This is a genomic window from Peptococcaceae bacterium (assembly GCA_024655825.1).
Classification (GTDB): Bacteria; Bacillota; Peptococcia; order DRI-13; family PHAD01; genus JANLFJ01.
Genome location: JANLFJ010000014.1, coordinates 1 through 19,531 on the forward strand (window position 1 = coordinate 1; position 19,531 = coordinate 19,531).

A 19,531-nucleotide genomic window follows, 5' to 3' on the forward strand; every position below is an offset into this window, starting at 1 on the left:
GCGAGGTCGCTCCGCACCACCTCTTTCTAAGGATGCGGCTTTTATGGGAATTATGCGCTGGGCGGTTTACAACAGGCTAAAGGCAATATATACAAATGTGCAACTCACTTATGGTTATATCACCAAACACACCAGAATTGCCAATGGCTTAGAGAAAAACCACCGCACCGATGCTCGCTGCGTCAGCGGCAACCCGCACGCAAAACCCGACGACACCTGGTATTTCTTCAAGCAGGTTCGCAGGCAGAACCGGCAACTACACAAAGCAAATCCCGTCAAGGGCGGCATCCGCAAGGCGAACAAGGCCCCAAGAACCTTGTTTGGATTCCAGCTATTCGATAAGGTACTGTACGAAGGCCAGGAGTGCTTTATCTTTGGACGCAGAACCAGCGGGTACTTCGACCTGAGAAAACTGGACGGCACCAAGGTAAGCGCATCGGCCTATTGCAGGAGGCTGAAGTTGCTCGAAAGAGCAGACACATTCCTGGTCGAAAGGAGGGTGAGCGGCTTCCTCCCAGGAATAAATTCCGGGGTTTCCGCCGCGTAGTTTTTATGAGCGAAATAATCCGCCTTCTAATCTGCGATGACGACGCAGATTACCGCGAATATCTTAAAAGGGGCTTCGAGGGCCACCCCAGGATCAGGGTGGCCTACCTCACCCAGAGCGGCCAGGATGCCGTCAAGAGGGCCAGGGACGGAGCGCCCGACGCCGCCCTGGTCGACCACGGCTTGATGGACATGAGCGGGTTGACCGCGGCCCAGGAGATAGCCAAGGTGTCCCCGGGCACGGTTACTTTCCTGCTCGCCGACAACCCCTGGGCGGGGCTGGTGCAGCAAGCGACCGCCCTGGGGATCAGGGACGTTCTGGACAGAAGGCTTTCCCCGGCGGACATGGCCGACGGCATCGAGCGCTGGGTGGACAGCGCCCGGGAGGAGATGCAGCGCCGGGCCGCCTCTTTGCCTGAACGCGCCCCGGGGAGGGGGCCTTTCGGCAGCACCGCCTGGACCGAAACCCAGGCCCACACCGTGCGCCAGATGGTGGTTGCGGTCACATCGGGCACCAAGGGCGGGACCGGCAAGACCACCGTTTCGGTGAGCATGGCCTGCGCTGCCGCGGCCCTGGCCAGGGAGTCGGGGAGGATAAGGGTGGCCCTGGTCGACCTCAACGAGTCGGGCAACGTGGCCCTGCAACTGAATTTGGGCGACGACGAGGCCCTGGCTCCGTACAACGTCAACAACTGGGCTTATCTCTCCGAGGACGCGCCGAGGGAGGAGGTCGACGAGATGCTGGTGAGGCACCGCGGGTCGGGCCTCCTGGTGGTTCCTTCCGTCGTGTCACCCGAGAGGCACGACGAGGTGGGCGAGGAGCTAATCCAGAAGATAATCAGGATACTGCGGAAGCACTGCACGCTGGTAATCTGCGACGTTCCGCCTTCGGCCAAAAGCCCGGCGACCTGGGCGACCGTGGATGCCGCAGACGCCGCCGTGGTGGTGGTCAAGCCCGACGTCCAGGACGTAAAGGACCTGTACTCCTTCCACGGCCTGATGGGGCAGCTGAGGCTCACGTCGAAATTGAACGGGGTGATGAACCTGGTGGGCGACCCGCGATTCACCGACGCCGGGTACATAGAAGCGCAGGTGAGCAAATTGACCGGGCTTTCGTTCATCGGGCAGCTGCCCTACGACCCGGCGGTGTCGCAGGGGGTGCAGCGGGGGATGCCGCACGTCCTGACCAACCCCGAGAGCGCCTTCACCCAGGAGATAAAATCGGTCATCAACTACTTCACGCCCCTGTTCGTGGGCGGGTTAAAGCAGAGCCAGGACGAAAGGGTTTCTCTGTTCAAGAGTCTATTCGGGATAAGAAAGTAGGGAGGGTTTTCTTTGGATTTGAACGAGCTTATCAGCACACTCAAGACGCTTTCAAAGTGCGGGTTCTCGGCGCACTTGCTGGAAGGAAAGTTCTTCGTCACGATGCCATCCGGGAAAATCGAAATCATGGATGCCGGGCAGCTTTCGGAAATCCGCCAGGTACACAAGTCGCTGGGGGTGGACGGCATGGCGCTGGAGATGGCCTGGCAGCACAAGAGCAAACAGGACGTTTTGTGGTAGACGGGAGGCGAAATAGTGACCAGGCTGTGATAGAGCAAAGAGCCGAAAAACAAAACGCTAGAGGGGGTTAAACCAAATGCGTAAACGCAAAGCCCTGATCGCGTTCGTCGCGGTCGTAACGATCATAGCCTTCGCGCTGCCCTGCCTGGCCGACCAGGTAGAGGTGTACGAGAGGGAGAAGCTGGTCAAATCCGTGGTGTTCGCCATCGGCGTAGACGAATACTGGGTGGACAACAAGACCCCGGGTATCAAGATGGACGCCGCGCCGTTCATTGAGAAAGACCGGACCTTCGTCCCGGTGCGATACCTGGCTTACGCCTTGGGCCTGACCGAGAACGACGTGGCCTGGGACCAGGAAGCCAAGAAAGTGACCCTCAAAGGCAAGGCTACCCTGGAGATGTGGGTAGGCAAACCCGAAATCGTATCGGACGGAGCGCCCAGGACTATAGACGTGGCCCCGGTCATCAAGTCCGAGCCGTCCTGGAGGACGTACCTTCCCGCCCGGTTCGTGGCCGAGGGCCTGGGGTACGAGGTGGACTGGGACGCCGACACCAGGACGGTAATCTGCTGGCCGAAGGGTGAGCCTAAACCTGACGTGTCTGCGGCCGTTAAGGACGCGGTGGAGCGTAGGGAGGAGATGGAGAATCCGAAGCTGGAACACAGGGAGGTCGTGCCGGGGCATGTTGATGGGATTGATGTAACGGACAAAGGCAAGATGATAGAGTCTAAGGGCCCTTCGCTGGCCGACATGCCCATTGGGGTATGGTACTAGGGGGGTGTTGTATGCTCGGGCAGAGAAACGCTTCGGCGCTTCAGCGCAGGCTCGCCCAGGCGGAGGGCGACTTCTACCCGCGGCAGCCGGCCCCGGACTTCGACCGCGCAGCGGTCATGGGCGAACTCATGATCCTGGCCCAAAAGAGGGTGCAGGAGAAGATCAGCGCCGCCGACATCGCCGACCGTCACTCGACTGCGGCCAGGCAGAAGGTCGAGCGGGTGGTGGGGGAGGTGGTGGAGGAAAACCTTCCCGACAAGCCGCGCCCGACCCTCATCTCGATCACCAAGGAGATAGTGGACAACCTGATGGGGTACGGCCCGCTGGAACCGTTCTTCACCGGCCCGGAGGCCCACCTGATAACCGAAATCATCGTGCGGAAATACGACCACGTTATGGTAGAGAAGAACGGTAAAACCTCCCTGGCTGTCGACGAGCGGGGAGAGCCGGTGAGGTTCCAGAGCGAGCAGCACGTCCTGGACGTTTTGGAGAGGATGTTAACGCCCACCGGCCGCAGGGTGGACATATCCAACCCCGTCGTAGGGGCGAGGCTCCCCGACGGTTCGCGCCTTCAGGCGGCGATACCGCCGGTGGCGGTGGAGGGGACGCAGATCACGATCCGGCGCTTCCGCCAGGACGCGAGCCGGGAGATGCTCCTTTCAAACGGCGCTTTGAACCGCGAGGTATTGGACTTTCTGGGGGCTTGCGTGAGGGCTAAACTCAACATATTCGTAAGCGGCGGCACCGGTTCGGGCAAGACCACGTTGCTCAACGTCCTAAGCTCCTACATACCCGAGGACGAGAGCATCATCACCATCGAGGACCCGGCGGAATTGCAGCTGCAGCACGGCAACGTGAGGAGGCTGGAGGCCCGCCCGCCGAACGTGGAGGGCAAAGGCGAGATAACCCAGCGCGACCTGGTGGCGATGGCGCTCAGGATGGCCCCGAAAAGGATAATCGTGGGCGAGTGCCGGCGGGGGGAGACCTTCGATATGCTCCAGGCCATGAACACCGGGCACGCCGGCTCCATGTCGACCGGCCACGCCAACTCCGCGGCCGACATGATCAACTCGCGGCTGCCGTCGATGGTGCAGCTGGCGGTGGAATTGCAGCGGGAATCGGTGCTGGAGATGATCGCATCCGCCGTCGACCTGGTTATCCACATGCAGAAGGGCAGAGACGGTGTGCGGCGGGTGGACCACATCTGCGAGGTGGTCGGGCTGGAGAGGAGAGCGAGCGGAGACCTGGGGGTGGCGCTCAGGGAAACCTACGTCTACGACCGGGACAAGGGCTGGATTAGGACGGCCCACCCGTTCTCCCGACAGTACAAGCTGGACTATCCAGAATAGTCAAACACAGGTAAAATGTTATCGCGGCTATTACCGCCGTCTGGTCGTCGCTCCCCGTGCGGGGGCGTGGATTGAAACTTGTTTAAGTCGGGAGGAAAGTTGGGACCGGCATCGTCGCTCCCCGTGCGGGGGCGTGGATTGAAACAGAGTAATTAAGGGGGGAAGGAAGTGGGGCAGAGCGCTGTTTTTGAGGTTGCCTACGAGGGGCCGGCGGTTGTCGACGGCACGATGGACGTGCGGGAGCTTGCCCCTTCCCTGTTGGCGCTCGGCAACCTGATTGAAAATGTTAACAGGGTTATTGGCGATCCCGAAGCTCAGGTGAAGGTCGTTGTCAAGTCGAGCTTTCAGAGGGGGTCTTTCCAGATCACCTTAGAGGTGATATATAAATGGGTTGAGCAGGTCAAACTGCTTTTCGATATAGGCAGAGCGGAAAACCTTGCGGAAACCTTGCTGTCGGCGACTGGCTTCGCCGCTTTCGCCGGAATATCTCTGATAGAGCTTTTGCAGCGCCTTCGCGGCAGGAAAGTAAAGAGCGCGACGATTCTCGAAAACGGGAACACCCGCCTTGAGCTAACCGGGGAGAACGGGCAGTTTGATTGCATAGGGGTTCAGGACAAGGTGATCAAACTTTACCGGGACCGCCTGGTGAGGGAAAACTTGCGACGCCTGCTAAAGCCCCTCGAAAGACAGGGCGTTGACGGTTTTTCGGTGCGGAAGGGAGAGAAAGTCGTCCACAGGATAACCAGGGACGAGGTTGGTTACTACGACGTGCCGGAGGTCCCGGAGCAGGAGCGGACGAATGTTGTCACTCGCAAGATGTACGTGAATCTAGTCGAGGTGGCTTTTGAAGAAGGGCTGAAGTGGAGGCTGTCAGACGGCGACAACAAATTCTACGCGACCATTGCCGACGAGTCGTTTTTAAGCCAAGTAGACGCGGGCAAGAGCTTCAAAAAAGGGGACGTCCTGGAGATAGAAATGGAGACCACCCAGGTAGCAACCAGCAGGGGCGGAATAAAAAACGAGCATCGCGTCCTGAAGGTCGTCAAACACCTGTCCCGACCCGAACAGATACCTCTATTCGCGAATGAAAAATGAGTGGTGTTGATCGGTTGACGAAGCTCTACAACGAACAAATCGAAGTTTCAAGGGACGAAAACGGAGGCCCGCGCTCCTTCATCTGGAGAAAGAACGTCTACCTGGTCACAGGCTATACCGTTGAGAAAGCGCCGGTGGACAGCTTCGTTTTCAAGCGGTACGCCGGGCCTGACCGTTATCGGTGCGAGACGAAACAGGGGCTTGTCTGCGAACTGGTGAAACAGGGGGACGAGTGGGCGCTGGAGAGGGTTTGGGACTGATGGAGCGAGAAAAGCTGAAGTTAGCCATCGACGAGACGAAGCAGGAAATTTTGCAGACGAAACAGCAGATAGCGAACGCGCCAGACCTTCGGGAAAGAAAAATACTGGAAAGAAGGCTGAAAAAACTCCAGTACCTACAGCTTTGGCAGATCGGCCAACTGGAACAAATCTAAACTGGAACCCGAACGCGGGTTCCAAATGTATTTTCGAGAGGGTGTCGGCTATTGGCTTACGTCATACTATCGCTGAGTTTGATGTTTCTTATCCTGGGCATCCGGAAAAGAAAGATCGAGGGCCACTGGGCGACCATCCGCGAGCGGATGCGGGAGATACCCCAGGAAGCCAAAGAGGTCAGCGACCTCATAACAGCGGGCGTCGTCGTGACCTCCTCCCAGAAAGCGGCCGTTTTCGTCGTCGGGGCCGCGCTGGGGCTGGCCGCCGTGTACGTTCTGACCGGGCGGTACGACTTCGCCCTGCTCGGTCTTGCCGCGGGCGCGGTCGCGCCCCGCGCCTGGGTCAAGTGGAAACTGGACGGCCAGCGCAGGCTGTTTCTGTCCCAGCTCGAATCCGTGCTAAACGTGATGTCCTCCGCCTTAATCGCGGGGGCCAACGCGCAGCAGGCGTGGGAGCAGGCCGCGCTGGTTTCGCCGTACCCCGCGAGGAGGGTGCTTGAGCACGTGGTGAAGCTCACCCGTTCCGGGCACTCGCTGGCCAGGGCGCTGGAGATCACCGGGGGGCAGGTGGAATCCCGCGACCTCCAGGTTATCGCGGCGGCCACCACGCTCTGCACCCAGACCGGGGGCGACATCGCCTCCGTCTACAACAACATAGCCGAAACCATCAGGGACAAGCAGACCTTCAAGGCCCAGGCGGAGGCGGACCTGGCCCAGGGGAACCTCACGGCCAACCTGCTGGCGGCGATACCGTTCGCTTTCGTGGCCCTGTTCAGGTATCTTTCGCCTGAGTACATGGCCCCGCTGTTCAACACGGCCTCCGGGCTGGCGGTGTTTTTGGTCGGCTCGGCGCTGGTGGCGGTCGGGTGGGTGGTCGTCAGGAACATGATGCAGGTGGACTACTAGGAGGGGGGTGGCGAAGATAGCGGCGACAGCGAGCGTTTTTGGGGCGCTGGCGATGGGGCTCTTTTTTTACGCCCTATTTAAGCCGGCCGAAACGACGGTCAAGGAAAAGTTCGACGCGGGGATCAGGCTGGCCAGCGCCTTGGGACCCTGGACGACCGTGGTGTTTCCCGAGGCGGTGAGGGAGGAAACGGCGAAGAAGTTCCTTTGGGCGGGCAGAAGCGACATCACCCCGTCCGAGTTTCTGTCGCTAAAGCTGTTTCTGGGCGGGGCGATAGGGGCCTTCGGGGTGCTGATGACCCTGGCGGGCAAGAACGCACTGCCGGTGTTTCTGATCGCCTTTCTTGGGTACGTTTTCCCCGACCTGCAACTTAACCGGCAGATTCGGGAGAGGCAGAGGAAAATCCGGAGGGACACGCCGGAATTCGCCGTTCTTTTGGCTACCGTGCTGGAGGCCGGGGGCGGCAACATCATCAACGCCCTGGTGATGGTGGGGAGGACGCTGGGAGGTGAGATAGGAAAGGAGATCGAGATGGCCCTGCACGAGATGAACACGGGCAAGAGGCGTTCCCTGGCCTTAAAGGACATGGCCGCCCGCTGCGGGGTGGAGGAGTTCACCCAGCTGATGGACGCCATCGTCCAGGCAGAATACTACGGCGTGCCGCTGGCGAAGGCGGCGAGGGAGTTCGCCGGCAAGACCAGGGAGATAAGGCGGCGGGAAGCCGAGAAAAGGATCAAACAGCAAACCGTGAAGATGATCTTCCCGATGGTGATATTCTTCATCCTGCCGATACTGGTGTTCGTGGGATATCCCGCCCTGCGGCAGTTTGCCGTAATTTTAGGACACTGAAAAAGAAAGGGGTCTAAAAAAATGCTTGAGAAAGCCAAGAAACTTCTGTCCGACCAGAGAGGAATCGAATTGATGGAGTGGGCGGCCCTGGGGGTGCTGATCGTGCTGGCGATCTGGGGCGCTGTCACCCTGCTCGGGGGGAGCCTGGGCGGAGTGTTCGGCGACATAAGGGGAAGGTTGGGGCACTGAAACTGCCGACTTTCCGCCAAAACGCGCGGTAAACCTGGAAAATACGGGGATTTCCTGGTAGAATTTAGGTGTGGGTAGTTGTTAGGAGGCCCGCCTCGCCGCTTCGGGGGCATGGGTGAACCCATCCTTCGAGGAAAGGAGGTGGTGCCGGCGTGATGGATACCGATACGGCCCATTTGATGGTCCAGATGTTTGTCGCGACGCTGCTGCTGATTGGAGTCATCCTCCAGCTCCAGCAGGGTTCAAAAAAGTAATGAGCTTAGGTGCGGCTACACCTAAGCCCGTTAACTTATAGCCCTCGGAGCAGCGAGGCCCCAATCGCGCCTAACTAACTACCCACTTATATTTTACCATATTTCATCTCAAAGTAAAGGGCTGGGCGTTGCAGCGTCCAGCCCTTGTTGATTAAAAACCTCAGCCGGTGAGGCCGAGAGCTCTCAGCAACCTCCAGGCTAAAAGTAGCGAGCTTAGGTTCGGGCTGTAACCTAAGCTCATTGACCCTGGGGTGGCAAGGTTTCGGTAGATCAATTGCTATCACCTTTAGCTTATCATATTTTTTGGTTTTTGCAAACAAACGAATTGTTCCTGCCCACCGTCCTCTGGCGGTTTTCTTTTTTTAAGAAGCTCTTTTGGGAGGAGGCAAAAAAACGATGAATTGCCCCGCGTGCGGCAAGACCATAGTCGAGGCCGGCAATTCGTTCAGGTGCGACTGCGCGGTCGTCCCTAAGACCATGTTGGGGAAACGGGTAACGCCGGAAATTCTTCTCGAATTGCTGGCCAACAGGAGGACCGGTGTCCTGCACGGGTTCGTTTCCAGGAAGAACGGCAAGGAATTCAGTTCGTCGCTGATCATCGACGAAGAAGGGAAGGTAAGGTTCGAGTTTGACCGGAGACAGGGAGAAAACGGCGAGGCGAGGATCAGGATAATCTCCCGCAACTCCGGTTCCGCCCAGGTCACGATCGAAGGCGTCGTCCGCAGAGACTTCCACGTGGATTATGGCCACGTTTCTTCCAGGATGGCCGAGTGTCTAGCGCTGATCACCGCAGTATTCTTGATCAGGCACATCCTGAAGGACATAGCTTTTGTTAATCTGGATATACGCCTGAACAACCTCGACTTCTCCCGGCACATACTGAAGGAGCGGGTTCCGCGCGAAATGGCGATGCGGGACGCCCTGGACACGCTGTTTGCCGTTCTTGATAGGTTCAAAAACTGGACGGCCCAGTACACGCCGGAAAAAAGGGTCCGGTTGGCAGGGAGTCCCCACAGCGACCGGTTCCCGGAGGGGATATTCCCAGGTATCAACGTCGGGTTGAAGGAGGACGGCGACAAGCTGATAGTCACGTTCCCTCCCGACCGTCCCGACGTGCAGGAGCAATTCCTGGCGTCCATCAGGAATTCAGCGCCCAAAGACCGCGTTTCCTGCTCTGTGCCGCTGTCGTCGAAGTCTGCTTGCCTTGCGTGGTTGAGCAGCGTTAAGAAGGACTCGTCAATATAGTTCGTTTCTCTTGTATTCAATTGTGTTAATATAAATTCCAGTAAAATCAAGGCGTTAAAAATAGTCCGTGACAAAAATGTGACAAAAGTGAGAAAAAATCAGCGCCCTCAAGCGCTGATTTTTACACAGTTAAAACGGAAACGGCCTTAGCTTGCGAAAGGAGGGCTTTATTATGGCTGATAGGTTAATACTCAATTTCGGGGGAACCATCTACGAGCACGGGTACGGATTGTTAGCCAAAAAAGTCATGACCGATCCGAGTATCTCAATCAATGCGAAAGCACTATACGCATATATAATCAGCTTCGCGGGTACTACCGAAACGGCCTGGCCAGGCCGCACTAAAATCTGTAATGATTTAGGACTGTCAAAGGAGCGTTTTTCGAAGTGCCTCAAGGAGCTGGTTAGCGCCGGTTTTATTTTGGCTGAAAGGGAGCGAGGGGAAAAGGGTAGACTGGGAGGGTATATTTATACCGTTGTTGTTGTTGTTGAGAAGAACGTGGATAAATCCACATCTTCACCATGTCTGGGAAATCCAGACATGGATAATCAAGACCTGGTTCATCCAGACCTGGAAAAGCCAGACAACAATAATAATAACAAGATATATAAAATTAACAGAATAAAAAATAACAACAACAACAGCAATCAGGAAATGGGCTATGTACCGGTAGGGAAAAGAGGAGGTGTTGTTGTCAGCCCTATCAGTAACAACCGGACCAATACCAACGAGGAGAGCCAAACTATAAGGAAAAGTCGGGAGGAGAATGGTAGTCACTTGAGTGGAGTACCGGAAAAAAGTGGTTGTGCCGGTGTTAATACTAATTCTTATCCCGACTTAAGAATTGATAAAACTGCTGGAGCGAGCAGAAGGTTCTCAGCGAATAACAGGAAACTTTCGGCCCTAGCGAAGCTGGATGAAGTGACCAAGGCTGAAGTCGAAAGGGTCAGGAATATTTTCAGTTCCAGAGGTATGCCTGTTGCCATAAACGGGTCCAGCGTGGAAGCCCTGGTGGAGTGGACCAAATGCACGGACGAGGAGCTAGTTTCGGTAATAGAACAAATCCAACAATTGGCGGAGGCAGGTGAGGTGGATAACCCTGCCGGGCTTCTGGTGGCAGGCCCCAACATCGTCGGGGATGTGTTAAAAGGGCGAAAGGTAGTGGGGAAAACGAAATCTAGAGCTGGAGTTTCGTTTGAGGACTGGGGCACGGGATGGTAGACGGGAGGTGAAATAGTGACCAAGGTTTATAGTGTGTCAGGGGTGGCGTCCATATTGAGGACGCGCTAATCGAATACATTTCTAAAAAAGAGCAAAGAGCCGAAAAACAAAACGCTAGAGGAGGTTAAACCAAATGCTTAAACGCAAAGCCCTGATCGCGTTCGTCGCGGTCGTAACGATCATAGCCTTCGCGCTGCCCTGCCTGGCCGACCAGGTAGAGGTGTACGAGAGGGAGAAGCTGGTCAAATCCGTGGTGTTCGCCATCGGTGTAGACGAATACTGGGTGGACAACAAGACCCCGGGTGTCAAGATGGACGCCGCGCCGTTCATCGAGAACGACCGGACTTTCGTCCCGGTGCGATACCTGGCTTACGCCCTGGGCCTGACCGAGAACGACGTGGCTTGGGACCAGGAAGCCAAGAAAGTGACCCTCAAGGGCAAAGCTACCCTGGAGATGTGGGTAGGCAAGCCTGAAATCGTATCGGACGGTGTTTCTAGGGTCATAGACGTGGCTCCGGTCATCAAGTCCGAGCCGTCCTGGAGGACGTACCTTCCCGCCCGGTTCGTGGCCGAGGGCCTGGGGTACGAAGTGGACTGGGACGCCGACACCAGGACGGTAATCTGCTGGCCGAAGGGCGAGGCGAAACCGGACGTGTCTGCGGCCGTTAAGGACGCGGTACAAAGGCGGGAGGAGATGGAGAATCCGAAGCTGGAACCCAGGGAGGTTGTGCCGGGGCATGTTGATGGGATTGATGTAACGGACAAATTTCCGCTGATCGAATCTAAGGGGCCTTCGCTGGCCGACATGCCCATTGGGGTATGGTATTAAGGGGGTGTTCGCGTGAAAAGATTCATGGCGTTGGTCGTGCTTTTGATGACGGTTTTGACTGCGCCCGCTTTCGCGAAGGACTGGACTGAGTTCGGTGGCTCTCCCGAGCGGTTGAGGTACTCCACCGAGGACATGGGGCCGCCGGTTTACTTGGCCTGGACTCACCAGGCGGGGGCCAGCATGAGCCAGCCGGTAGTGGTCGGGGACAGAATCTACCACCTGGGCGGGGACAAGCTCTGGGTGTATGACGCAAAGGCTGATGGCCAATACGAGGTCGTCAAAGAAGTCAGAAACGGCGGTACACCTTCCCACTCCGACCCGACCTATGCCAACGGTGGGGTTTACTACGGCACGGGGGCCAATAAAAAAGGGGTTTTTTCTTTGGCGTTTTATGATCCAGAAACAAAAGACCCCGTATATGTTAATTTATCCAGCGAAATCGTGACCGCGCCCCTGGTTCTGGATGGGGATATTACTGTGGTCGCAACCTGTGACGGGAAAATCTATGCCGTGCGGGGCTTAAGCAGCGGGGCCGGGAAAAGAAAATCGTTCCAGGTAGGCACTGGCCGCATAACCTCCTCTGCTGGCCGTCTGAGCGGGGACTCCTTCGTCATGGGGTTTGACGCCGATCGGCGGGTGGCAGCGTTCAGGGTGGGTGTGGACCAGAGCGGGGGGCCAATGCTGGCAAAGTTGTGGGAATTCAAAACCACCTCCGGGGTTCCCGCCTCGATCTCGGTGGACGGTGACCGCATTTACTTCTCCGACAAAGCCGCCCATTTCTACTGCCTCGACCGAAGCGGCAACCTGGTGTGGAAGAACTCCGACTTCAGCGGAGGGTTCATCAACGACTCTCCGGCGGTTTCCCCGACTGGGGTATTCTTCTCAATCCGCGACTACAAGGGCAAGGGCCGCCTGGTGAGAGTGGACAAAGCCACCGGCAAGTCGGTGTGGTCGGCGGGGCTGGAAGCCAAGGGAGCCAACAGCCCTATCATCTGGGCCAGAGCGGGCGCTGTGGTAGCAGGGGACACCAACGGCAAGATGTACGTGTTCAACGGGGCCAATGGCGACCCGTACCCGGCTTTCCTCAAGGACGGCAAAGTGTCTCCGACCTACCAGATGACCGGGGCCGAGATTGGGCCGGGTTACAGCCGGTTCTCCGGCTCGGGGGCGCAGATCGCCTTGTCCTCCGGGAGCATGGACGAAGGCGTCCTCCTGGGCGGGGCGAACGTGAGCGAAACCGAGGGAGCGCTCTACTGCTGGAGGCTGTCTAGGCCGGTAGACCTGGGCCTGGAGAACGCCCGTCTGGACAACGAGGAGGGCACTAAAGCCAGCGTGGACGCACGGTTCCTGTTGGGGAAAGACCCCCTGGACACTGATATTTCCTGGGAAATAATTTCTTTCGACAAACCTCTGTCCGACCTGGCGGCCATGACTCCCGAGCAGCTCCTCCAGCTTTTGCCCAACAAGGCCGAAATATCGGGGTTTGCTCCCGGGGAAACGCGCGTTTTCACGGTGGACGTACCGCCCGAGTCTGCCGGCAAGGTGGTGTTTGCCATCAACCCTTCCCGACAGAAACCCCTGGGGGAACTGGACTGGGGCAACAACTTCGCCGAGGTCAAGCTGCCGACCAGGTGCACCGATATATCGGTGGTCAACCCGTATTACAAATCTGGAAGCAATATTTACACGGGGATGAAGTTTGAATTAGGCGCTTATGTCAAGCGGGACAACCAGGGGCCGGACGGACCGGTGCCGGTTAAAGTGGTCTTTACCGGGCCAGATGGGTCCAGCCACACTACGACCGTGAATCTCAGCAAAGGCGAAACCAAAAGAGTGAGTATTACGCCTACCGTCTACCGTCCGGGGACAGCGACCTTCACTATCACCGCTGAACCGGTGGGCGTCGAAGACTGCGCCCCGGGTAACAACAGGGCGCGTATATCTGTAAACGTGCAGCAAGACCCCAGTATGCCGATCCCCGACAGCAAAATCTGGGTGGCGCTGGTTTCTTCGAGGTGATTCAAAAAAGGGGGGTGGTAAAGGTATTAATGATGCCCAAACCACCCCTTGTACCAAAACCTCGCGCGTTTGAGGAGGGAGCTAATTTAAGGTGAGATGGATTGGAAACCAGAAAGGAACCTCTCTGTTGGAGTGCGCCCTGGTGCTGCCTATCTTCATTGCGATGGTGATTGGGTTCATAAACCTGGCCCTGCTGCTGAACAACAGCCTCGTCGCTAAATCAGCATCCAGGGACGCAGCCAACGCGGTGGCTGTCACCGGGAGCGTTTCCCAGGGTTTGGCCAGGGGAAACGAAACCATAGAAACCGGCGGCCTTGGGGGAAAGGCCAGCATATCCGTCGAGCAGCCGAGGACCGGTATAGACCGAATAAAGAGCGTTGTAACCTACAAGGTTCCAATCCTTGCTCCTGGCCTGGGGGCCTTGCTGGGGGGAAAACTCTGGGACAGCGAGGTAACGCTTCAGGAGCAGACCGAATACTACGTCGAGTACCCGGTGAGAAGCGGCTATAAAAAGCCAGAGCCGAAATGCGTCGGGTATTCCTGCCGGGGTGGTGGGGATTGATGAAAAGGCTCCTCAAAAGCGAACGCGGAAACATCCTGTTGATGACCGCTGTGCTGTTAGTCGTCCTCCTGCTGTTCGCAGGCGTCGCGGTGGACCTGGCCCGCGCCTGGGTAGCGAGGGAAGAACTCCAGGGGGCGGTAGATTCGGCGGCCTTGGCTGGTTCAATGAGCGCGGTGCGGATGGTGGAAGTTACCGTCCAGTACGGCCATACCTACGAGTGCTGCTTCGAGGACAGCTGCTCTAGCTGCTGTGCGACTGACCCGCCGGTAAGACTGGTCGGCACCGAGAAAAAACTCGTCGACCAGGGCGGCTGGAGAAGGGGAACCTGCGGCGACAAGTTTCTGGGCATAGAGCGAAGGTGGATCGAATACCCTTCTGATGCCAAGTCCATAGCCAACCAGATACTGGACATGAACTGGCCCGGCCTCTTGACCCCGGAGGGGGGCGGCGCTAAGGAAGGTTCCAACGTGACCGTGTACGACGCCAAAAGCGCTTACGGGCCTTCTGTAAAGGTCGATGCCAGGGGGAACGTCAAGACGGCGCTGCTAAATATCATAGGAATCAACGATCTGTCCTTCAAGCGCTGCGGTCAATCTGCCACCTTCTACGACGTGGTGGTGAACGGCTGGCTGCTGGGCAGGAACGACCCGCCGCAGGACGCCTGCAAGGACTAGAGGGGAGGCGCGGCTGGTGAAAAACAAACAGAAAGGCACTGTCCTCCTGGAATTCGTCCTGTCCACGTTTGTCCTGGTTATGGTGTTCGCGATGCTTTGCAACTGCGCCTTCCTGCTGCGGGAGAAGATTGCCGTCGCGTCTGCGGCCAGGGAAGCCGGCCGCCAGGCGGCGGTAACGAAGGATATGCGTTTGGGGATCGAGGTGGGCGAGCGGGTGATGGTATCTTCGGGCGTTCCCGAGAGCAGGTTCACGGTGCGGGTCTACCAGGCGGCTCAGAACCTTATTGCCTCCGAAGTAACTTGCGACTCGCCGCTGCTGCTGCCGATGATCGGGGGGCTGCTGGGGGACGAATGGTCGCCTTACCTGACCTTTCACAAGGTTTTGTACTTCCGGTACGAGGAAACGCCACAAAACTGAAAAACCCCAAATACGCGAATTTGTTGACCAATCGCCCGCCGCATCGTACAATATGTAGTACAACAAAACGCTTTTTGGAAAGGCGGCAAACCCATGTCCGTGAATGTCTCGTCTGCTCGCCAGAACCTGTTCGGCCTCATTAAGAAGGCAATAACCGAGCACGAGCCGATAACCATTACTTCAAAGCAGGGAAACGTGGTCATCATTTCCGAGGAGGACTACAAGGCCATGCAGGAAACGCTTTACCTTTTGAGCGTGCCCGGTATGAGGGAATCCATAATTGAAGGCATGAAGGCGTCTCCCGAAGAATGCGTGAAGGCCGAGGAGATCGGCTGGTGATGTGGGAGATCGAATTCACCAGACGCGCGGTAAAAGACGTCGAACTAATCAAGCGTGCAGGATTAAAGGAAAATGTCCTTGGGTTGCTCGAAATCTTAAAGGTAAACCCTTACCAGACTCCGCCGCCTTACGAAAAGCTGGTAGGCGACCTGGAGGGCGCTTATTCCCGAAGGATAAACATAAAGCACCGTTTGGTATATTCTGTCGACAAGGACAGGCGTTGCGTTAGGATTCTGCGGCTTTGGACGCACTACGAAGAATGAATCTCGCGAGGTAGAGAAGTGGCAGCCAGGGAGAAGCTGAAAATAATCGACGGCTTAAAAAGCAGGCTTGACGCGCTGCGCCCACTTCCGCCACCGGCGGCGGCCAGGCTCCGCGAATACTACCTGGTGGAGTGGACGCACCACTCCACGGCGCTCGAAGGCAACACGCTGAACCTCCGGGAAACCAAAGTCGTGCTGGAAGGCATCACCGTCGGCGGCAAGTCGCTGAAGGAACACCTGGAGATCATCGACCACCGGGACGCTATAGACTATCTTGAGGATTATCTGGCTCAAAAACGCCCGCTGACCGAGGTGTTCATCCGCGACCTCCACCGCCTGGTCACCAAAAACACCCTGCCGCCGAAGGAGTCGGGGGCTTACCGGGAGGTCGAGGTGGCCATCTCGGGAACCAGGTATAAACCTCCGCCTCACTTCGCGGTCAATCACCTGGTGAAGGAGATGGTCGATGAATACAACAGCCTGGCCAAAGTGATGCACCCGGTCGACCGGGCGGCGTGGCTCCACCTGAAGTTCGTTACCATCCACCCCTTCATCGACGGCAACGGCCGCACCGGGAGGCTGCTCCTCAATTTTTCGCTGATGAAAGACGGCTACCCGCCGGCGATCATCGAGCGGGGGATGCGCGATCGGTATCTCGAAGCGATCGAGGCGTACCAGGCCGACAATTCGGTGGAAATGTTCTCCGACCTGGTGGCCGACTGCGTGGAGATAAGCCTCAAGGTACACCTGGCCTCAGCCAAAGACAAATAACGCTTGCGAGAACCCGACGCGGGAGACGAAACCCCGCGTTTTTTCTTTTTTACAGAAAAGATTTTTCGGAGGTGGGAAACATTCTTGAGCGCACGTTTTTCTTTTTCGGCTGTATAGCGCCCGCTCTGGCGATAGCCTGCGTTGACGTCAAGAAACAAATCATTCCCGACAAGATAACCTGCCCCATGATCGCGCTGGGGCTTTTGTATGCCCTGGCGACCGGGAAGATAATGGACGCCCTGGCGGGAGCCGCAATCTGCTTCGGGCTGTTCTTCTTCGTCGGGCTGCTGGGCGGCGTCGGGGGAGGGGACTTGAAGTTCGCGACCGCCCTCGGGACCTGGTTCGGTTTCTACGGCTCCTTAACCGTAATCTTCCTGGCCTCGGTCCTCGGTCTGGCCTGGGGAGTGGTCAAGATGCTCAGGGCCAGGGGGCTGGGGGAAACGCTGGGGTGGTTCAAAGGGACGCTGTTCGGTTTCTGGTTGATGGCGCGCGGCCAGAGGGACAACCCTTTCCTGCCGCGACTTCCCGAAGACGACGACGAACCCGCCCCCGACACCGCCCTACCCTTCGGCGCGTTTCTGGCGGCGGCGGTGCTGTTGGTGTGGCTCGGTTCGCCAAAAATTTAGAGAGAAAGGGGTGACCTATCCTGGTAACGCTGTTCGGCTTTCTAATCCCTAGCCTTGCGCTGGTCTACACCGACGCGAGACACTACCGTCTGCCCAACCTGATAGTGTACCCTCTCTGGCTGGGCGGCCTGGCTTGGTCCGCGTACCAGCGCGATCTTCTGTTTTCGCTCTCCGGTTCTCTCGTGGGGTTCGGCCTGCTGTTTTTGGTCAGGCTCCTGTTCGCGTTCTATTCCGATCAGGGAGAAAGCAGGGTGCAGCCGATGGGCGGCGGCGACATCAAGTGCGCCGGGATGATCGGGGCCTGGCTGGGGCCGCAGGGCGTCCTGCTGGTCGTCCTCATCGGCTCGCTTTTAGGGATAGCCTGGGGGATGGGCAGGTTGTGGCTTTCCAAGTCGCTAGGCGTCTGGATTCTCACGTTCGGCATTAAAAAAGACGCGCCGGATACCTTCGACGATCCCCGGGTGGTTCCCGCCGGGGCCTGCCTGGTGGTCGCCGCGTGGACAGTGTGGATGATGGGAGGCGGAATTAGTGCGGTTTTTTAGCAGAACCGAACGAGTCATCGTCGGTTCGGAAAAAAAGACCCCCTGGGCCTTGATCGCCGCGGGGGTAACCGCCGCCGCGATCTGCGGCGGAACCATATTCTTCTTGCAGCAGCAGGTGAAAGCGCAGACCCGGCTGTATCTCGCTCCGGTGGCCAAAGTCACCATCCCCGCCGGGGCTTTGATAACCGAAAGGGACGTAGCCGACGAGCAGGTGAAGTACGTCCTTGAGAACGTGGCGGCGAGCGCCACGGAGGTAGTCGGGAAAAGGGCTGCCTCCACCATCTACCAGGGCGAGCAGATACGGCGCGAGCGATTGACCGATACCGCCGCCGACCGCCAGGAGGTGGCCATCAACATCGACCTGGCCCGTTCCGGGCTGGTGTCTCCGGGCGACCTGGTGGACGTATACTTCCTGCGGCAGGACACAAGCTGGACGCCCCAGGGGGAGCTGGTGGCCCAGAACGCGGTGGTCAAATCCCTGCGCGGGGCTGACGGCAGCCTGGCCAGGGAGGGAGTGCCGCCGGCCATCGCCCTTTTGCTGGTAAAACCCGAGGAAGCGTCCAAGGTGGTCTACGGCTCTATGAAGGAGAAGATATACTACGCCCTGGTCAAGAAGTACAAGGAAACCGAGCAGACAGTGGCCCCGACGCCTCCGCCGGCGGGAACGGGACTTATGCAGACGGCCCAAGACCTGTTAAAGGGGGTCGGTAGCGTTGTTCAACCGACGGCCCGTTAAACCCGAGCGCGAAAGCACCTTCGAGGAGATCGAAGCCTACATCCAGGACGTGATAACCGGCGAGCAATACTGGTCCGAGGAGGAAGTGTCGGAAAGACAGGGCCTCCTGCAGAACGTGCTGGCCGGTATGCCGACCGCCCACCTGAAGCTGATAAACCTCATAAAGGACCTGCTGTTAAACGAGGAGCTTAAGCTCCTAAAGGGAGTGAACCTGGCCGGCAGGGACATAGACTCCCTTGCCGAGGAAATCTACCGGCGGAACTGGGGTCTGGGAATCCTGGAGGAATACTACCGCGACAAAAGTATAGACGAAATCCGGGTGAACGGTCCAGGGCCGGGGCAGGTATACCTGGTGAGGCGCGGAGTGAGCGAGCCGGCCGAGAGGTATTTCGAGGACGAGCAGGAGATAAAGGTCATAGCCCGGCGGCTTTTGATGCACGACATAGCGGTCGGGCTTGACCAGTCCCAACCCCTGGCGGAGAGCATGAGGAAGGACGGCACGCGCGTAACCGCGACCTGCCCGCCGGTGACCGAATACTGGACGTTCGTGCTGAGGAAGCACGACACCTTCGAGATGACGCCGGAGAACCTTGAGCGGCACGGCACCATAAGCCGCCGCGCCTGGGATATGCTGGCGGCGTTCGCCAGGTACGGGGTCAACCTGCTAATCGCCGGGGGCACCAACACCGGCAAGACCCACCTGTTAAGACGCCTGGTAGCCGAGAGCAGCCCCAAGAGGAGGATAATCGCCATCGAAACTGACCGTGAATTGAACCTAAAAAGGCACTATCCCGAACGGGACTGTGTGGAGTTCGAGGAGCATTCCAACGTCCAGGCGACGATGGAACGGATATTCCGCCACGTGCTGCGCTACTCCGCCGACATCCTGATCGTGGGCGAATTTAGGGGCCACGGCGAGGCTAGGGAGGCGGTCAACGCCTGCACCCGGGGCTGCGAGGGTTCGATGGCCACGGCTCACTTCTCGACCGTCGAGGGGGCCATCGAGGGGGCCGCCAAGCTCCTGATCACCGAGGGCGCGAACATACCCCTGGAGATGGCCAAGACGATGGTGGCGGCCGCCTTCAACGTGGTAATACACATGGCCGCCAGCCGCGACCTGGGAATAAAGAAGGTCGTGCGGATAGCGGAGATAACCCCGGTGGGAGACCAGGTGGTGTGCCGCGACCTGGTGGTATGGAGACCGTCGGGCGAGGATTACTACGAAGGCGACTGGGAGTTCGTGAACCCGCCTTCGCCGGGGCTGATCTCGCGTATGCGCCAGAACGGGCTGCCCCAGAGCGTGGCGAGGGAGTGGGGGTGGGAGGGATAAG

25 protein-coding genes are annotated in these 19,531 nt (G+C 58.1%); all 25 read left to right on the forward strand.

All coding sequences use genetic code 11. The features are described 5' to 3' along the window. The coding region (locus NUV48_06885; GenBank protein ID MCR4441864.1) for a hypothetical protein at positions 1 to 547 on the forward strand (547 nt) is incomplete at its 5' end. Positions 548 to 552: 5 nt separating this feature from the next. Beyond that, on the forward strand, positions 553 to 1,869 hold the full coding sequence (locus NUV48_06890; protein ID MCR4441865.1) for a response regulator: 1,317 nt from the start codon (positions 553 to 555) through the stop codon (positions 1,867 to 1,869). Between the two features lie 12 nt (positions 1,870 to 1,881). Then, a complete protein-coding gene (locus tag NUV48_06895; protein ID MCR4441866.1) occupies positions 1,882 to 2,109 on the forward strand; it encodes a hypothetical protein in 228 nt (75 codons plus the stop codon). Positions 2,110 to 2,185: 76 nt separating this feature from the next. Next, positions 2,186 to 2,881: a copper amine oxidase N-terminal domain-containing protein gene (locus NUV48_06900; GenBank protein ID MCR4441867.1), complete on the forward strand. Its 696-nt coding sequence runs from the start codon at positions 2,186 to 2,188 to the stop codon at positions 2,879 to 2,881. A gap of 11 nt (positions 2,882 to 2,892) precedes the next feature. After that, positions 2,893 to 4,230, forward strand: coding sequence for an ATPase, T2SS/T4P/T4SS family (locus NUV48_06905; protein MCR4441868.1), 1,338 nt, complete (start codon positions 2,893 to 2,895; stop codon positions 4,228 to 4,230). 168 nt (positions 4,231 to 4,398) lie between these two features. Then, positions 4,399 to 5,325, forward strand: coding sequence for a hypothetical protein (locus NUV48_06910; protein MCR4441869.1), 927 nt, complete (start codon positions 4,399 to 4,401; stop codon positions 5,323 to 5,325). Between the two features lie 14 nt (positions 5,326 to 5,339). Further along, on the forward strand, positions 5,340 to 5,585 hold the full coding sequence (locus tag NUV48_06915; protein ID MCR4441870.1) for a hypothetical protein: 246 nt from the start codon (positions 5,340 to 5,342) through the stop codon (positions 5,583 to 5,585). Next, the gene (locus tag NUV48_06920) at positions 5,585 to 5,758 is read left to right on the forward strand and encodes a hypothetical protein (protein ID MCR4441871.1); all 174 of its coding nucleotides are present in this window, start codon (positions 5,585 to 5,587) and stop codon (positions 5,756 to 5,758) included. Before NUV48_06915 ends, NUV48_06920 begins: the two co-directional genes overlap by 1 nt. A 51-nt stretch (positions 5,759 to 5,809) precedes the next feature. Continuing rightward, positions 5,810 to 6,664 (forward strand): type II secretion system F family protein, encoded by an 855-nt coding sequence (locus NUV48_06925; GenBank protein MCR4441872.1) that lies wholly within the window; start codon positions 5,810 to 5,812, stop codon positions 6,662 to 6,664. A 7-nt stretch (positions 6,665 to 6,671) separates the two neighbouring features. Beyond that, positions 6,672 to 7,511 carry a type II secretion system F family protein gene (locus NUV48_06930; GenBank protein MCR4441873.1) on the forward strand — a complete coding sequence of 280 codons (840 nt, stop codon included), beginning with the start codon at positions 6,672 to 6,674 and terminating at the stop codon, positions 7,509 to 7,511. Positions 7,512 to 7,532: 21 nt separating this feature from the next. Then, positions 7,533 to 7,700: a hypothetical protein gene (locus tag NUV48_06935; GenBank protein ID MCR4441874.1), complete on the forward strand. Its 168-nt coding sequence runs from the start codon at positions 7,533 to 7,535 to the stop codon at positions 7,698 to 7,700. Between the two features lie 650 nt (positions 7,701 to 8,350). Further along, positions 8,351 to 9,199, forward strand: coding sequence for a topoisomerase C-terminal repeat-containing protein (locus tag NUV48_06940; GenBank protein MCR4441875.1), 849 nt, complete (start codon positions 8,351 to 8,353; stop codon positions 9,197 to 9,199). A 172-nt stretch (positions 9,200 to 9,371) separates the two neighbouring features. Beyond that, complete coding sequence (locus tag NUV48_06945) at positions 9,372 to 10,421, forward strand: helix-turn-helix domain-containing protein (GenBank protein ID MCR4441876.1); 1,050 nt, start codon at positions 9,372 to 9,374, stop codon at positions 10,419 to 10,421. A gap of 250 nt (positions 10,422 to 10,671) precedes the next feature. Continuing rightward, complete coding sequence (locus NUV48_06950) at positions 10,672 to 11,250, forward strand: copper amine oxidase N-terminal domain-containing protein (protein MCR4441877.1); 579 nt, start codon at positions 10,672 to 10,674, stop codon at positions 11,248 to 11,250. Positions 11,251 to 11,262: 12 nt separating this feature from the next. After that, entirely contained in the window at positions 11,263 to 13,269 is a 2,007-nt protein-coding gene (locus NUV48_06955; protein MCR4441878.1) for a PQQ-binding-like beta-propeller repeat protein, read from the forward strand. Between the two features lie 91 nt (positions 13,270 to 13,360). After that, positions 13,361 to 13,831 (forward strand): pilus assembly protein, encoded by a 471-nt coding sequence (locus tag NUV48_06960; protein MCR4441879.1) that lies wholly within the window; start codon positions 13,361 to 13,363, stop codon positions 13,829 to 13,831. Continuing rightward, complete coding sequence (locus NUV48_06965; GenBank protein MCR4441880.1) at positions 13,831 to 14,505, forward strand: Tad domain-containing protein; 675 nt, start codon at positions 13,831 to 13,833, stop codon at positions 14,503 to 14,505. The genes NUV48_06960 and NUV48_06965 overlap by 1 nt, the downstream gene beginning before the upstream one ends. Positions 14,506 to 14,521: 16 nt before the next feature. Beyond that, on the forward strand, positions 14,522 to 14,923 hold the full coding sequence (locus NUV48_06970; protein MCR4441881.1) for a pilus assembly protein: 402 nt from the start codon (positions 14,522 to 14,524) through the stop codon (positions 14,921 to 14,923). Between the two features lie 93 nt (positions 14,924 to 15,016). Beyond that, positions 15,017 to 15,262 (forward strand): type II toxin-antitoxin system Phd/YefM family antitoxin, encoded by a 246-nt coding sequence (locus NUV48_06975; GenBank protein MCR4441882.1) that lies wholly within the window; start codon positions 15,017 to 15,019, stop codon positions 15,260 to 15,262. Continuing rightward, on the forward strand, positions 15,262 to 15,525 hold the full coding sequence (locus tag NUV48_06980) for a Txe/YoeB family addiction module toxin (protein ID MCR4441883.1): 264 nt from the start codon (positions 15,262 to 15,264) through the stop codon (positions 15,523 to 15,525). Before NUV48_06975 ends, NUV48_06980 begins: the two co-directional genes overlap by 1 nt. A gap of 18 nt (positions 15,526 to 15,543) precedes the next feature. Next, positions 15,544 to 16,296, forward strand: coding sequence for a Fic family protein (locus NUV48_06985; protein MCR4441884.1), 753 nt, complete (start codon positions 15,544 to 15,546; stop codon positions 16,294 to 16,296). Between the two features lie 71 nt (positions 16,297 to 16,367). Continuing rightward, positions 16,368 to 16,922, forward strand: coding sequence for an A24 family peptidase (locus tag NUV48_06990; protein MCR4441885.1), 555 nt, complete (start codon positions 16,368 to 16,370; stop codon positions 16,920 to 16,922). Positions 16,923 to 16,966: 44 nt separating this feature from the next. Then, complete coding sequence (locus NUV48_06995) at positions 16,967 to 17,464, forward strand: A24 family peptidase (protein ID MCR4441886.1); 498 nt, start codon at positions 16,967 to 16,969, stop codon at positions 17,462 to 17,464. Then, on the forward strand, positions 17,451 to 18,200 hold the full coding sequence (locus tag NUV48_07000) for an RcpC/CpaB family pilus assembly protein (protein ID MCR4441887.1): 750 nt from the start codon (positions 17,451 to 17,453) through the stop codon (positions 18,198 to 18,200). The genes NUV48_06995 and NUV48_07000 overlap by 14 nt, the downstream gene beginning before the upstream one ends. Next, complete coding sequence (locus NUV48_07005; GenBank protein ID MCR4441888.1) at positions 18,178 to 19,530, forward strand: ATPase, T2SS/T4P/T4SS family; 1,353 nt, start codon at positions 18,178 to 18,180, stop codon at positions 19,528 to 19,530. The genes NUV48_07000 and NUV48_07005 overlap by 23 nt, the downstream gene beginning before the upstream one ends. The last annotated feature ends 1 nt before the right edge of the window (position 19,531 follow it).